Origin of the sequence: Alcanivorax sp. IL2 (genome assembly GCF_047495475.1) — a bacterium.
Taxonomy (GTDB): domain Bacteria; phylum Pseudomonadota; class Gammaproteobacteria; order Pseudomonadales; family Alcanivoracaceae; genus Alcanivorax.
The window spans coordinates 3,086,662-3,101,129 of record NZ_CP179932.1; the positions used below are offsets into that span (position 1 = coordinate 3,086,662).

The following is a 14,468-nucleotide window of genomic DNA, read 5'->3' on the forward strand; positions in this document are numbered from 1 at the left end:
TCCTTCAACCCCTAACTAGCGCCCGCGGGCGTCATTCCAGAGTAGTTTGTGCAGTTGTAGCTGGAAGCGAACCGGCAGGCGGTCTGCCACGATCCAGTCAGCCAGTTCACCTGGTGGCAGCTGCCCCTGTACCGGGGAAAACAACACGTCGCTGACACGCTGGTGCAGCTGGTGCTGGTCCAGCATGAAGCGGGCCCAGTCGTAATCCTTGCGGTCGGCCAGTACAAATTTGACCTGATGATGGGGCTGAAGCAGCGGAATATTCTCCAGCCGGTTGTTGTGTTGCTCGCCGGAGCCCGGGGCTTTCAGGTCCATGACCACGGACACCCGCGGGTCCACGTCCGCTATATCCATGGCGCCACCGGTTTCCAGGCTCACATCAAGGCCCCGGTCACACAGGGCAGTCAGCAGCGGCAAGCAATTGGGCTGAGCCAGAGGTTCGCCACCCGTAACCGTCACGTAATGAGCCTGGTAGCTGGCTACCTGCTCCACTATCGCCTCTAGCGACCATTTTTCCCCACCGGAAAAGGCGTACTCGGTATCGCACCACACGCAACGCTGCGGGCAGCCGGTCAGGCGAACGAATACCGTGGGCCGACCCACAGTTCGAGCTTCGCCTTGAAGGGAATAAAAAATTTCGGTCAGACGGAGGTCCACAACATCTCCTGAGTACCCGGGAGGGAGAAATGCGGCGGATTCTATCACTTTTGCCGGCGTCTGTGCCGCCGGCAAAAGACGGATAGAGGGGTATTACTTATTCAGCTGTTCCAGCAGCGTCTTCGCCTGGCTGGCTTCAGAGCTATCCGGATACTGTTTTATCAGCTTGTGCAGATTGACCTTGGCCTGGGACACCTGCTCGTCACGGGCCTGCATCACCGCCAGGGTATAGAGGCTGGTGGGCGCCTTGCTGTGATCCGGATAGTCATCCACTACCGACTGGAACTGGGCCTGGGCCTTGTCCGGCTTCGGGGTTTTCAGGTTGCTGTAAACCTTGCCAAGCCAGAAGTGGGCGTGGGCACGAAACTGCCCGTTGGGGAAATCGTTCAGGTAACCCTCGAAGGCTTCTGCCGCCGCATCAAAGTCTCGCTTGATCAGCTTGTCCTTGGCGGCACTGTAGGCGTCACGGTCTGCTTCGGGGTCATTGGGCGCCGCACTATCGGCGCTATCATCTGGCTGCTCGGTCTTGCCCTGTTCAGCCAGCGTATTGATTCGGGTATCCAGGTCCAGATAACGCTCACGCTCGGCGTCCTTCATGACCTGTAGTTCATGGCGCAACTCTTCAAGCTGCCCCTGTAAATCCTGGATCTGCTCTTCAAACTGTTGTTGCTGCTGCATCAGTAGCAACAACCCATCCTGACTTGCCGCTGCACCAGCACTGCTGCCACCGGAGCGGGCCTGAGCAAGACTTCTCTCTTCAACGGCCAGCGGCCCGGTGTTCTGTGCTTGCGCACAGAACACCAGGGAGCCGAGCACTACGCCTGCAAGCAGGCGCGTTCGCTTCACTGCTTTCATGCCTTACGGACGGCCGGCAGTGTAGTTGATTTCTACGCGACGGTTCTTGGCCCAGTCCATTTCGCTGTGACCAAAGGCTGCAGGCTTCTCTTCACCGTAGGAAACGATTTCCAGCTGGGAAGAAGACACGCCCTGAACTCGCAGGAACTTCTCTACCGCCTTGGAACGACGCTCGGACAGAGCCACGTTGTACTCACGGGTACCGCGCTCGTCAGCGTGACCTTCCAGACGCAGTTTGGCGTTGGAGTTGTTCTTCAGGTAGGTAGCGTGGGCACGCAGAGTTTCGAAAGCCGCCGCCGGAACGGTGTTGCTGTCGAATGCGAAGTAGATCACCCGGCTGTCGGTGGTGCCATCGTAGTTGGACGGATGGTTGTAGAAGTTGTCAGCTGTCAGCGGGATGCTGCTGGTGTCCGGCTTGGACGGAGTAGACGGCTCAACCGGAGTTACCGGAGAGGTATCAGTCTGCTGGGACATATCGTCGGTGGCAGAGCTGTCGTCTTCAGTCGGGGTGCTGGAACAGGCTGCCAGGGCAGCTGCCAACATCAGGGCAAACAGCGGGTTAAGAAATGAACGCATGCGTAAAGCTCCTATAATTTCCTAGTATTGGACTCCGAGAATGACTCAGAGGAACGGCGACCAGGCCGGTTCTCTGACTTCCCCTTCCTTCGACGGCAGCTTCACTTTGACTCTGCCATCGATGGATACGGCTTCCAGAACCCCCGTCCCCCGATCTTGCGTCCCGTAAATTACCATACTTCCATTGGGCGCAACACTGGGCGATTCATCCATGTCTGTACGGGTCACAATATTGAATGTGCCCCGCTGGAGGTCCTGCACCCCGACGTTAAAATTTCCGTTTCGTCGGTGTACATAAACAAGATAACGGCCGTCGGGTGTGACATCCGGGCGCGCATTATACGCACCCTGGAACGACACTCGCCGGACCGACTTATCATTTATGTTCAGTTTGTAGATCTGTGGCCCGCCGGAACGGCTGGAGGTGAACACCAGGTGCTCCCCATCCGGCAGCCAGCGCGGCTCCGTATCGATACCATAATGCTGGGTCAGCCGTGTTAACTTTTTGGTGGCGATATCCAGCATGTAGATTTCCGGGTTTCCGTCCCGCGACAAGGTCAGGGCCAGCTTTTGGCCGTCCGGTGACCAGTCAGGAGCCCCATTGATACCTCTGAAACTGGACACCTTTTCCCGGTTGGTGGTCGCCAGGTCATGGGTATAGACCCCCGGCATGCCATCATCCTCGAAAGAGACATAAGCAACTTTCCTGCCATCCGGCGACCAGGTCGGGCTCATGATGGGCTCTTTACTGCGCAGGATAGTCGTTACACGGTGCCCGTCAGCGTCCGCATATTGCAACTGATAAGGGTTTTTGTCATTACGATTATGCGTGACATAGAGAATCTTGGTGGAAAACGCGCCGGGGATACCGGTGAGCTGTTCATAGATCCGGTCACTGATGGCATGGGCCACATCGCGCAGCTGGGACACGGGGGGCCGATAGGTTTCCGACATCAGCTTCACCTGGCGGTTTACGTCGAACAGGGCATAGCTGACCTCGTAACCACCGGTTTCCTGGGCTTTCATGCTACCGGTGATGATGTACTCCACCCCCAGCACCCGGAAATCCCGGTAGATGACTTCGCTTTCATTACGCGGCCTGCTGAGCATATCTTCCGCCGGTAGCGGCTTGAACTGGCCACTGCGATGCAGATCTGCCTGCACAATCTGTGACACGTCCTCGGGCGCATTCTGTGCCCCCTCAAAGGGCACGACGGCGATGGGGACCGCATCAACACGCCCTTCGGTGACCCGTATCAACAATTCTGCCCGGGCCATCGCAGCGCCAAACACCAGGATGGCCGCCAGACCGATCCGCCACATTTTCTGTGCCCTACATTCCAACTTCATTGTGCAACTCCAGGATCAAATTCGATCACCAGTGAGCGAAACTGTTTATCAAACAGGGGGCCATCAGGCACCGGCAAGGGGCTTGCCAGCTTGACCGCATTCATTACCGATTCATCAAAATCCGGGTAGCCGCTGCTTTTTACCACCGACACGTTAATGACTTCACCGCCAGGAATCATCTGTATACGAACCTGCGTCTTGATGTCATCCCGGTTCCGGTAATTCCCGGGAATACGCCAGCGCTGTCCCACCTGAGCGGAAATGGCATCGGTAAAACTGGCCACTTCCACATCCGACTGATCCGCGTTGCTGGCTGCTTCCTGCGACTCCTGGGGTGATGGCTCCGTCGGCGTTGCCATCTCCAGCTCTTCCTCGGCCAGCATTTCCTCCAGACTCGGCTCCTCAATATCGGGGATAGCCGGTTTGGGATCGGGCTTGGGTTCCGGTTTCGGTTCTGGCTTAGGTGTCGGCTTTTTGGTCGGCTCCGGTTTCGGCTTGGGTTTGGGCTCAGGCTTTTTGGGTTCTGGCTTGGGCTCCGGTTTGGGCTTTGGCTTGGGTTTCGGTTTCGGTTTCGGCGCGGGCTTTTGCTCCGGCTTCGGCTTGCTTACCGGCGCCGTCTTCTGTTTCGACGTTTCCACCATGGTGGCTTTCACATGGGGAGGAATCACCGGCGCCTTGTGCAGAGACGGATCCGTGCTCCAGCTGAACACCAGCAGCCCAAACACCAGCAGGTGAATGAGGACGGTAAAAAGCAGCGCGGCGCCACGATCACTCATTGCTGCCCTGCGGTTCAGTCACCAAACCCAGCTGAGTAATGCCGGCTGCCTGCAAGGCACCCATCAACTGGACCACCTTGGCGTAGGCCACCTGGCTGTCCCCTTCCACCAGAAACAAGGTGGACGGTTTCTGCTTGTGAATACGCAACGCATGCCCCTGCACCGTTTCCAGACTGGCAGACTTACGGCTGTCGCTGCCCACATCAATGTAGTAGCTGCCGTCGGCGGTCACCGAAATGATCACCGGCTCATCCTTGTTGGTATCAATGGGCTCGCTGTTGCTGTCGGGTAGATCCACATTGATGCCCTGGGTCATCATCGGCGCCGTAGCCATGAAAATCACCAGTAGCACCAGCATCACATCGATGTAGGGCACCACGTTCATCTCGGCAACGAGCTTGCGCGGCACCCTGATCTTCACGCCGCTCATGGCTTACCCCTCGCGTCCGTGAACCTGACGGTGCAGCACCGAGGAAAACTCCTCGGCGAACATTTCGTTTTCGGTTAGCAGCGCATCGCTCTGGGCGGAGAAGCGGTTGTAGGCCATCACCGCCGGAATCGCCGCAAACAGACCGATGGCCGTGGCAATCAACGCCTCGGCAATACCCGGCGCCACTACGCTAAGGGTAGCCTGCTTGACGTTGGCCAGGGCCATAAAGGAATTCATGATGCCCCAGACAGTACCGAACAGACCCACATACGGGCTGGTAGAACCGACAGTAGCCAGAAAGGGAAGGTGCTTGGTCAGCCGGGTCTGCTCGCGCTGCAAAGCCACGCGCATGGCCCGCTGGCTGCCATCCATGACGGCTTCAGCGCCACGGGTGCTCTTGGAGAGCCGCACAAACTCCTGGAAGCCGGCGCGAAAGATAGACTCCGGGCCCGCATCCACGTCCGGGTCCTTACGGCTCTGGTTGTACAGTGAGGCCAAATCGTCGCTGGACCAGAATTTCTCTTCGAAGGTACGTCCCGCCTTGTGAGCCCGCCCCATTACCCGGAAACGGCTGACAATCATGTACCAGGACGTCAACGACGCCACTATCAACAGCACCATGACCAGCTGCACCACAATGGTGGCGTTACTGATCAGACTGACGACAGACATACTCGATGCCTCAACCATTGAGCCCTTCTCCTTCGCTGGCGGCTTTGAATTTGTTGTACAGGCCAACCGGTATCCCGGTGGGCCTGAGAGTATCAGCACTGACGCAGGCCACCTTGATCTCCGCCTGACACAGCAGCGTGTCGCCCCGGCGTACCTGCTGGTCGAAAAACAACGTCGCCTTGCCCAGCTGCTTGAGCCGGGCGGTCACCGCCAGCGCATCGTCGATGCGGGCCGGCTGACGGTATTGCACATTGGCCGAATGGACCACGAACTGAAAATTTTCATCGGCCAGTACATAGTGCTGGTAGCCCAGAGTACGCAAAAACTCCGTGCGCGCCCTTTCCATGAATTTCAGGTAATTCACGTAATAGACGATGCCACCGGCATCAGTGTCTTCGATGTAGACGCGCACCGGCAGGGTAAATTCCCCATTTCTCGGCTTTTTTTCAATCATTAAACAAATCACCGTCTTTTCGAGGGCGCTGCAAGCCGAAATGACGCCAGGCATGGTTGGTGGTGGCCCGTCCCCTCGGGGTACGTTGAATAAAGCCCTGCTGGATCAGATAGGGCTCCACCACCTCTTCCAGGGTGCCGGCATCTTCATTGAGGGCAGCCGCCAGGGACTCCAGGCCCACCGGACCACCATCAAATTTGTGCATGATCATGTCGAGCAGACGCCGGTCGGTGCCGTCCAGGCCACAACTATCCACCTCCAGCATGTCCAGCGCCCGCTGGGCCATGGCTTCGGTGATACGCCCATCGCCTTTTACTTCCGCGTAATCACGGACCCGGCGCAACAACCGGTTGGCGATACGGGGTGTGCCGCGGGCGCGGCGTGCCACTTCCAGGGCGCCGGCATCATCAATGGGAATGGAGAGAATGTCGCAGGCACGAATCACAATCCCGGAGAGATCCTCCACCGAATAGAATTCCAGCCGCTGAACAATGCCGAAGCGGTCACGCAAGGGCGCGGTAAGCAGGCCCGCCCGAGTGGTAGCACCCACCAGGGTGAAGGGTGGCAAATCCAGCTTGATGGAGCGGGCCGCCGGCCCCTCGCCGATCATGATATCGAGCTGGTAGTCCTCCATGGCCGGGTAGAGGATTTCCTCCACCACCGGTGACAGGCGGTGGATTTCATCCACGAACAGTACATCACCCTCTTCCAGGTTGGTCAGGATGGCGGCCAGATCCCCGGCCTTTTCCAGCACGGGGCCGGAAGTGGACTTGAGTTCGCAGCCCATTTCCCGGGCAATAATGTGCGCCAGGGTAGTCTTGCCCAAACCGGGGGGGCCAAAAATCAGGGTATGGTCCAGGGCTTCATGACGGCCACGGGCGGCATCAATGAAGATTTCCATGCGCTCGCGGACTTTTGGCTGGCCTTTGTAATCAGCCAGACTGGCCGGGCGGATAGCCCGGTCCTGCTGCTCTTCACCGGTGCCGACAGCGGCAGCTGAAATCAGACGGTCGTTTTCCATGCTTGCAGTAGAGAAACCCAGCGTTATGAGAATGATTTTGAGCTAGCGTAGACGGATTGTTCCCGGCAGTCACCCGGTGGATGCGAACAGTTGAAAGTTGAAAGTTCAAAGGTTAAAGCTGAAAGGCGGGACAGCACCCGATCAGCGCGCCAGGCTTTTCAGCGCCTGCCGGATCAGTTGCTCACTGCTGGCACCTTCTTGCGCCACCTTGCCAACGGCAGCAGCGGCATCCTTGTTGCGATACCCCAGCGCTTCCAGGGCGGCAATGGCGTCGGAGCGGGCATCGTCGGGCTGAGCCAGCGACACCTGGCCCGGCAGGGAGGTGGGACCACCATCAATCTTGTCGAGGCGGTCGCGCATTTCGATAACCAGTCGTTCGGCGGTTTTCTTGCCGATACCCGGCACCTTCACCAGTGAGGTGGTGTCCTGATCATGAATGCACTGTGCCAGCCGGTCTGCCTCGATGCCGGAGAGAATGGCCAGGGCCATTTTCGGCCCCACGCCATTAACCTTGATCAGCGCCCGAAACAGTTCCCGCTCATAGCGATCGGCAAAGCCATACAGTAACTGGGCATCTTCGCGCACCACGAAATGGGTATGCAGGGTCAAAGACTCACCGGTGTCCGGCAGATCGTAGAAGACCGTCATGGGGGCTTCCACTTCGTAGCCCACCCCGTTCACATCCAGCAGCAGCACTGGCGGGCGTTTCTCGAGCAGGGTTCCGCGCAATTGTCCTATCATGGCTGTGTCATCACCGTACTTTTCACCGTATTCGTCCGTTTCTTACCGCGGTGGCGCCGCCCATACGCGCCAACGACACGCGCATGTGGGCATGACACAGGGCGATGGCCAACGCGTCAGCCGCATCTTCCTGAGGGCGTTTTTCCAGACCCAGCAGGTATTTGACCATTTCCGCCACCTGCCCTTTTTCCGCGCCACCGCGCCCTACCACTGCCTGCTTCACCTGACGGGCAGAATATTCAAACACCGGCAGCGAGGCCTGCATCACCGCCGCAATGGCCGCCCCCCGGGCCTGCCCCAGTTTCAGGGCAGAATCCGCATTGCGAGCCATGAACACCTTTTCAATACTCACTTCCGCCGGGCCGTATTCCATCACCACCTGATGAATGCCGGTAAAGATCTCGCCCAGGCGCGGGGGAATCTCCTTGTGGGTCGTGGCAATGGTGCCAAAGGCCACCGCCCGACTGCGGTTCCCCACCTGCTCCACCAGCCCGTAGCCGGTACGCCGGGAGCCGGGGTCGATCCCCAGTAGTAATGCCATAAGCCGCTGACCCGAAAATAAAAAGCTGGCCCAGTTGTACCTGACAGCTGTCCATATGTCCAGTTGAAGCAGCTTCTAGCTTCTAGCTTCTAGCTTCTAGCTTCTAACAGGATTGTGGCCCGGACCGAAAGATACACAAGCCAGATAACAAAAAACCCCGACTCTGCGGGGTTTTTGTTTTTCTGGTAGCTAGCAGCTCGTAGCTACCCCTCTTCTTCCGCCGGCCAGCTGGCGTTGGTATAGACGTTCTGCACGTCGTCCAGATCTTCCAGCATGTCGATCATCTTATGAACGGTTTCGGCGGTATCCGTATCCATCTCCGCTTCCGTGGAAGGGTGCATGGTCACTTCCGCATCAGCAAACTCCAGACCGGCTTCACGCAGGGCATCGATCACATCACCGAACTGCTTGTCCGGGGTGGTGATCACCAGGAAGCTGCCGTCGTCGTTTTCTTCAACGTCCTCGGCACCGGCTTCCAGGGCCACTTCCATCAGCTTGTCTTCGTCCACGCCACCGGGCTCGAAGAAGATCTCGCCGCGCTTGGTGAACAGGAAGGCCACGGAGCCACTGGTACCCAGGTTACCGGCAAACTTGGAGAACGCATGACGCACCTCGGCCACGGTGCGGTTCACGTTGTCGGTCATGGTTTCCACCAGTACCGCCACGCCACCCTTGCCGTAGCCTTCGTAGGTGATCTCTTCCATGTTGCCATCGTCATCACCGCCAGCACCACGCTTGATGGCCCGGTCGATGGTGTCGCGGGTCATGTTCTGACCCAGCGCCTTGTCCACCGCTGCCCGCAGTCGCGGGTTGTCGGCCGGCTCGCCGCCGCCCATTCTGGCCGCCACGGTGATTTCGCGAATCAGTTTGGTAAAGATCTTACCGCGCTTGGCATCCTGGGCCGCCTTGCGATGTTTGATATTGGCCCATTTACTGTGTCCTGCCATGGTGTCTCCCGTAATTGCTACGAACAGACCGGCGCGAGATAAGTCGCGCCGCCGGTTGTTATCGAATCAGTTATCGTCCTTGCGAACCTGTACACCAACTTCACGCAGCTGCTTGTTGTCCACCGGCGAAGGCGCGTTGGTCATGGTGCAGGCTGCAGTCTGTGTCTTCGGGAAGGCAATCACATCACGGATCGACTCGCTGCCGGTCATCAGCATGACCATGCGATCCAGACCGAAGGCCAGGCCACCATGTGGCGGCGCGCCGTATTTCAGGCCGTCGAGCAGGAAGCCGAATTTTTCATCAGCCTCTTCATCGGAAATACCCAGCGCCTCAAACACTGTGCGCTGCATCGCCGGGTTGTGGATACGGATGGAACCACCACCCAGCTCGGTGCCGTTGAGCACCATGTCATAGGCACGAGACAGCGCCCCTTCCGGGTTGCTTTTCAGTTCTTCCGGGCTGCAGCTGGGCATGGTGAAGGGGTGATGCAACGCGTAGTACTGGCCGTCATCCTCTTCGAACATGGGGAAATCCACCACCCACAACGGCGACCAGTCACCCTGCACCAGGTTCAGGTCGTGGCCGACCTTGACGCGCAGCGCCCCCAGGGCTTCGTTGACAATCTTGGCCTTGTCGGCACCAAAGAAGATCAGGTCGCCGGTCTCGGCTCCGGTGCGCTCAAGGATCCCCTGAATCGCCTCTTCGGTGAGGAATTTGAGGATCGGCGACTGCAGGCCTTCTGCACCCGCAGCCAGGTCGTTGACCTTGATATAGGCCAGACCCTTGGCACCGTAGATGCTGACGAACTTGGTATAGCCGTCGATATCCTTGCGCGACAGGCTGCACCCACCCGGTACTTTCATGGCCGCCACCCGGCCTTTCGGATCGTTGGCCGGGCCGGAGAACACCTTGAAGTCCACACCGGCCAGCAGGTCGGCGATGTCGATCAGTTCCAGCGGGATGCGCAGATCCGGCTTGTCGGAACCAAAGCGCTGCATGGCTTCGGAAAACGGCATACGCGGGAAGTCCGGCAGCTCCACATCAAGCAGCTCCTTGAACACCGAGCGGACCATGCGTTCGGTGATGCCCATGATGTCTTCTTCCTCCACAAAGGAGGCTTCCAGATCGATCTGGGTGAATTCCGGCTGACGATCCGCGCGCAGGTCCTCATCGCGGAAGCACTTGGCGATCTGGTAGTAACGGTCGAACCCGGCCACCATCAGCAGCTGCTTGAACAGCTGTGGAGACTGCGGCAACGCGAAGAAGCTACCGGGATGGGTACGGCTGGGCACCAGGTAGTCGCGCGCGCCCTCGGGGGTAGCACGAGTCAGGATCGGCGTTTCCACATCCATGAAGCCTTCGCCTTCCAGGAAGGCGCGGACCACATGGGTAAGACGCGAGCGGAACTGGAAGTTGCGCAGCACTTCAGGCCGGCGCAGGTCCATGTAGCGGTACTTGAGGCGCACCTCTTCACCGGCGGCGGAATGGGCATCGAGCTCGAACGGCGGCGTTTCTGCCTCGTTGAGAATGGTCAGTTCCTTGCCCAGCACTTCGATATCGCCAGTGGACATCTTGCTGTTACGCACCGCTTCGTCACGCATACGCACCCGGCCGCTCAGGCGGACCACGTACTCACTGCGAACCTTGTCGGCCAGCGCAAAGGCTTCCACGGTGTCCGGATCGAACACCACCTGCACCAGACCATTACGGTCTCGCAGGTCGAGGAAAATCACCCCACCGTGGTCACGGCGGCGACTGACCCAACCGCAAAGCTCAACTGTTTCTCCATCGTGGGAGGCTCGCAAATCACCGCAATAATGGCTTCGCATGCTTAACTTCCGCTTGTATTTCTGAGGGCGCCACCCGGAGCCGACCGCATCTGTCGGCAGTGCCAGTCCCCGGGTCGCTGAAAAAGGCGCCACAGTATAGCGATTCCACCGCCTGCGAGCCATGCCGGGGGGCGATTCCCTGCCAAACAGGCCACATCCGCCTCTTTTTTGTTGAAAGTCCGTAAAAAATAGTGGTTTGACGGCTTGTGCAGTGAAAATTCATGGCATATAACAGATGCGAACCAATTCAGTGGCCCTCTGAGTTTGCGCAGTCCAGGGGCGTACCTGACAGGGAAGCAAGACCGGTTCCCCGCCTTTCGGCGGAGACATACATTCTCAGGAAGACACCAAAAAGGGGTAAGTAATCCATGGCTGCAAAGAAAAAGACAGCTGCCAAAGCCACCAGCGCTACTGCGGCTCGCAAGGTTAAAACCATCACCGAACCGATGAACAAAACCCAGATCGTCAACCAGATCAGCGATACCACCGGCCTGACCAAGAAAGACGTCAACGCCGTATTCGATGAGCTGGCAGATATCATGGAAGGTCATCTGAAGAAACGCGGTGCTGGCCAGTTCACCCTGCCGGGCCTGATGAAAATCGTGACCCAGAAGAAACCCGCCACCAAGGCACGCAAGGGCATCAACCCGTTCACTGGTGAAGAAACCACTTTCGCCGCCAAGCCGGCCCGCACCATGGTAAAAGTGCGTCCGCTGAAAAAGCTCAAGGACATGGCATCCTGATGCCGCTTGCCACCGCCGGGCTCCGGCCCGGCGGTTGACCTTCTCTCTCCTCCACTGGCCCCTGGCCACCCCAGCCTCTATAATCCGCGCCCATCGACATATCGCTGACTGACCCTGGTTGTTCTCTGGCCAACCGCAGCCATCCTAGGCGCCAGCATCAGCCCCGTTCTTCTGTACCGGAATTCAAGGAGCGCGCCCATGGCAGAGCGTAAAGACAAGAAGAAGGTAATCGGCGAGCCGATGACCGACGAACAGATCAAGGTTTTCCTGGATTTCTCCAGCGAGGAGGGTGTGGACGCCGACTTCCACGTCCTTGAGAAGGCCTACCGTGCCTTGCGGTCCGAAGATTTCGGTCGTTTCATCGGGTTCTTCCAGGCACAGGGCCGGGATATCAATGCCCGCGACCCCCAGGGCCGCACGCTGCTGACCCATATCGACGGCCACCCGAAGTGCAGTGACTATGCTCAGTTACTGCGTGATGCCGGTGGCACACGCCAGGATTAAGACCCTCTCCCCCGCCGCCTGACCTTCTGTCGGGCGGCAACCAGCCAGATACATTTCCCAAGAAAAATACATACCCTCAGGAACTTGTTCACCGCCCAAGCCCATGGCATTGTTAAGCCATTACAAGGGCTATCGGGGCCCGGCGACCATGTCGCCTCTAATAACAGGGTATTGAGAGAGCCGGAAACGGCTTTCCTGTCCGTTTTTGTGGCAACTGCCTCCAGCAGGCATACGCAGCAAAGGCGATCACAGGTTGTATTCCATACCCTGATAAAACACACAACAACAACAAGAGCTGTAAACCATCATGACAGCATACCCTCAACGATTCTGGCATTCCCTGTGTCTGGTCGCGCTTTGCACATTGAGCTTGCAACTCCATGCGGCACGCGATGATGACTATGACGATGAAATGGATGAAGTGACCGCGGAAGAACTGCAAATGCAGGAGATTCCGGTGGATGAACGCATCTTCCAGGAAAAGTGGAACGAGGTTCCCTACAAGAAGAGCTACTTCACCTACACCGACGCGCAGATCCGCGAGAAATGGGATTACCTGATGCGTGGACTCAAGGTGCCCTACCCCTCCGCAGACTACATGCGTACCCAGTTCAAGAAATATCCGTTCATGTCGGAAGACATCCAGAACTGGGACGGCAAGGACTATGATGGCCTGGAGCGCCGTTATCTGGCGGTGTGGAGAATGTTCTTTGCCGGTGATTTCCAGCAAGCCCGGGAAGAAGGGTTGAAACTGGGCGCGATTGGCAAGATTCCTTCCCTGTTCTCCCAGCTGATGTATGCGATCTACCTGGCGGACCGTCAAAGCACCAAATACATGATGCTGCAGGACGTGGCCAACCAGGCCCAGGAATACTTCGAAGTCATGAAAGAGGCCGAGGATGACCCGGAAGTGGCCCCGATCGTGGCCACCGTGAAACTGGGTTACGCCTACGCCATCGCCCGCATCGCCGAAGAATCCCCGGTGCCCATCGTGGTGGCTCGCCGCTATATCGGCAAGATCAAGAACAGCGCCGAAGAAGTTGTGGAAGTGATGCCGGAACAACCTCTGGCGCACGCTTTCCGCGCTGGCGTCGATGCCGGCATCATGCGTCGGGTGGGCAAATTCACCGGCCGCATGACCTACGGTGCCCGCACCACCACGGTGGAAGATTCCTTCGCCGAAGCACTGGAAATGGCCGGCGACATTCCGATTGTTAACTATGAGTACGCCAATGCGTTGATTTACATGAACCGCAAGCGCGACCTCAACGAGGCAATCAGCTACCTGGAAAAGGCCATGAAGATCCGTCCCGAGTTCTCCATGGACGCCCTGGACGTGATGTATTCCTACAAGCGCCTGCAGGAAGTACGGCTTTATGCCCTGAACTTCCGCAGCTTCCGCAAGTTTGAAAAGCTGCGTCGCAAGTTCAGCAAGCAAACAGACCGCAACCTGACCAGCATCATCAGCGAACCGCTGAGCATGGACATGCTGAATAACCCGGAAAAATATGTCCTCCCTGAGCGTGGCTAATGTCACTCTATGAAGACAGGCTGTTCCCGGTATTACTGGATTGGGCAACCCGTCCGGTTTACCGGGACCGTGCCCGGATAGTCGGCCAGGCGCACGGACGCGTTCTGGAGTTAGGCGTGGGTACCGGCAGCAATTTTGCCTTTTATGGTGATTCCGCCACCGAAATCCACGGTATCGAACCGGTCGAGGCGATGCTGGACATGGCCCGGGAAGCCGCCGACCAGTGCCCTCACCCGGGCCGTTTTATCCTGCGCACCGGTGATGCCCAGCAACTCCCCTACCCTGACCACCATTTTGATACGGTGGTTGCCTGCCTGGTTTTCTGCACCATTCCAGATCCCCGACAAGCCGCAGCGGAGGCCTTTCGGGTACTCAAGCCCGGCGGCACCCTGTTGGCGCTCGAGCACGTGCTAAGCGACCGTCGCTGGGTACAGCGGCTGCAAAAAGGCATGAACCCGGCCTGGAAACATCTGGCCTGCGGCTGCCAGCTCACCCGTGACACCGCCAGCATCTTCCGCGAAGCCGGCTTCCGCCTACACAAGGCCAGCCACCGCCGTCACCCGAAACTACCCGCCTTTGCCGGGGAGTTGCTTGATGGGGCACTACTGCGTCCCTGAAGAGCAGCTGCAAGCTGCAACACGGACTGGTCTATAGCCAACCGATAGGCCACTGTCTCAGCGTTTAACCCATGACAAAAACAAGATATACAAAAATACGGGCCGGCGCGGCGTCGGCGCTCTTCGGCTAGCACATCCCTGATTCGCGTTGTAGCTAGCAGCTTGAAGCTTGTAGCTCCCTAACCGGGACAATCTGCCACACCCCCTCGCACGACTTTGCCTT

The 14,468-nt window shown here is 58.2% G+C and carries 17 protein-coding genes; 4 read left to right on the forward strand and 13 right to left on the reverse strand.

What is annotated here, in order from left to right:
* Nucleotides 1–15 precede the first annotated feature (15 nt).
* From queE to aspS, 13 genes are all read right to left on the reverse strand, one after another.
* A complete protein-coding gene (gene queE, locus ACMG4N_RS14265) occupies nucleotides 16–657 on the reverse strand; it encodes a 7-carboxy-7-deazaguanine synthase QueE (RefSeq protein WP_297768425.1) in 642 nt (213 codons plus the stop codon).
* Between the two features lie 93 nt (nucleotides 658–750).
* Entirely contained in the window at nucleotides 751–1,512 is a 762-nt protein-coding gene (gene ybgF / locus ACMG4N_RS14270; protein ID WP_297768421.1) for a tol-pal system protein YbgF, read from the reverse strand.
* A 3-nt stretch (nucleotides 1,513–1,515) separates the two neighbouring features.
* Nucleotides 1,516–2,088, reverse strand: a complete 573-nt coding sequence (gene pal / locus ACMG4N_RS14275) for a peptidoglycan-associated lipoprotein Pal (protein WP_035248831.1) — start codon at nucleotides 2,086–2,088, stop codon at nucleotides 1,516–1,518.
* A 45-nt stretch (nucleotides 2,089–2,133) separates the two neighbouring features.
* Nucleotides 2,134–3,411 (reverse strand): Tol-Pal system beta propeller repeat protein TolB, encoded by a 1,278-nt coding sequence (gene tolB, locus ACMG4N_RS14280; RefSeq protein WP_414433315.1) that lies wholly within the window; start codon nucleotides 3,409–3,411, stop codon nucleotides 2,134–2,136.
* Nucleotides 3,412–3,434: 23 nt separating this feature from the next.
* Nucleotides 3,435–4,214 carry a cell envelope integrity protein TolA gene (locus ACMG4N_RS14285; protein ID WP_297768415.1) on the reverse strand — a complete coding sequence of 260 codons (780 nt, stop codon included), beginning with the start codon at nucleotides 4,212–4,214 and terminating at the stop codon, nucleotides 3,435–3,437.
* Nucleotides 4,207–4,644, reverse strand: coding sequence for a protein TolR (gene tolR / locus ACMG4N_RS14290; protein WP_290509022.1), 438 nt, complete (start codon nucleotides 4,642–4,644; stop codon nucleotides 4,207–4,209). The genes ACMG4N_RS14285 and tolR overlap by 8 nt, the downstream gene beginning before the upstream one ends.
* A 3-nt stretch (nucleotides 4,645–4,647) precedes the next feature.
* On the reverse strand, nucleotides 4,648–5,334 hold the full coding sequence (gene tolQ / locus ACMG4N_RS14295) for a protein TolQ (protein WP_297768409.1): 687 nt from the start codon (nucleotides 5,332–5,334) through the stop codon (nucleotides 4,648–4,650).
* A complete protein-coding gene (gene ybgC, locus ACMG4N_RS14300; RefSeq protein ID WP_297768405.1) occupies nucleotides 5,327–5,770 on the reverse strand; it encodes a tol-pal system-associated acyl-CoA thioesterase in 444 nt (147 codons plus the stop codon). The genes tolQ and ybgC overlap by 8 nt, the downstream gene beginning before the upstream one ends.
* Complete coding sequence (ruvB, locus tag ACMG4N_RS14305; RefSeq protein WP_297768402.1) at nucleotides 5,763–6,791, reverse strand: Holliday junction branch migration DNA helicase RuvB; 1,029 nt, start codon at nucleotides 6,789–6,791, stop codon at nucleotides 5,763–5,765. Before ruvB ends, ybgC begins: the two co-directional genes overlap by 8 nt.
* Before the next feature lie 141 nt (nucleotides 6,792–6,932).
* Nucleotides 6,933–7,532: a Holliday junction branch migration protein RuvA gene (gene ruvA / locus ACMG4N_RS14310; RefSeq protein ID WP_297768399.1), complete on the reverse strand. Its 600-nt coding sequence runs from the start codon at nucleotides 7,530–7,532 to the stop codon at nucleotides 6,933–6,935.
* A 22-nt stretch (nucleotides 7,533–7,554) separates the two neighbouring features.
* Nucleotides 7,555–8,073, reverse strand: coding sequence for a crossover junction endodeoxyribonuclease RuvC (ruvC, locus tag ACMG4N_RS14315; protein WP_035249006.1), 519 nt, complete (start codon nucleotides 8,071–8,073; stop codon nucleotides 7,555–7,557).
* A gap of 203 nt (nucleotides 8,074–8,276) precedes the next feature.
* Nucleotides 8,277–9,020 carry a YebC/PmpR family DNA-binding transcriptional regulator gene (locus ACMG4N_RS14320; RefSeq protein WP_297768396.1) on the reverse strand — a complete coding sequence of 248 codons (744 nt, stop codon included), beginning with the start codon at nucleotides 9,018–9,020 and terminating at the stop codon, nucleotides 8,277–8,279.
* 66 nt (nucleotides 9,021–9,086) lie between these two features.
* Entirely contained in the window at nucleotides 9,087–10,850 is a 1,764-nt protein-coding gene (aspS, locus tag ACMG4N_RS14325; protein ID WP_297768391.1) for an aspartate--tRNA ligase, read from the reverse strand.
* Nucleotides 10,851–11,218: 368 nt separating this feature from the next.
* Here aspS and ACMG4N_RS14330 point away from each other — a divergent pair, with 368 nt between their 5' ends.
* The 4 genes from ACMG4N_RS14330 to ACMG4N_RS14345 all read left to right on the forward strand — a co-directional run bounded on the left by ACMG4N_RS14330 (nucleotide 11,219) and on the right by ACMG4N_RS14345 (nucleotide 14,245).
* Nucleotides 11,219–11,593 (forward strand): HU family DNA-binding protein, encoded by a 375-nt coding sequence (locus ACMG4N_RS14330; protein WP_035248851.1) that lies wholly within the window; start codon nucleotides 11,219–11,221, stop codon nucleotides 11,591–11,593.
* Nucleotides 11,594–11,791: 198 nt separating this feature from the next.
* Nucleotides 11,792–12,097, forward strand: coding sequence for a PA4642 family protein (locus ACMG4N_RS14335; protein WP_297768385.1), 306 nt, complete (start codon nucleotides 11,792–11,794; stop codon nucleotides 12,095–12,097).
* Between the two features lie 307 nt (nucleotides 12,098–12,404).
* Nucleotides 12,405–13,628, forward strand: coding sequence for a hypothetical protein (locus tag ACMG4N_RS14340; RefSeq protein ID WP_297768382.1), 1,224 nt, complete (start codon nucleotides 12,405–12,407; stop codon nucleotides 13,626–13,628).
* Complete coding sequence (locus tag ACMG4N_RS14345; RefSeq protein ID WP_297768379.1) at nucleotides 13,628–14,245, forward strand: class I SAM-dependent methyltransferase; 618 nt, start codon at nucleotides 13,628–13,630, stop codon at nucleotides 14,243–14,245. Before ACMG4N_RS14340 ends, ACMG4N_RS14345 begins: the two co-directional genes overlap by 1 nt.
* Nucleotides 14,246–14,468: the final 223 nt, after the last annotated feature.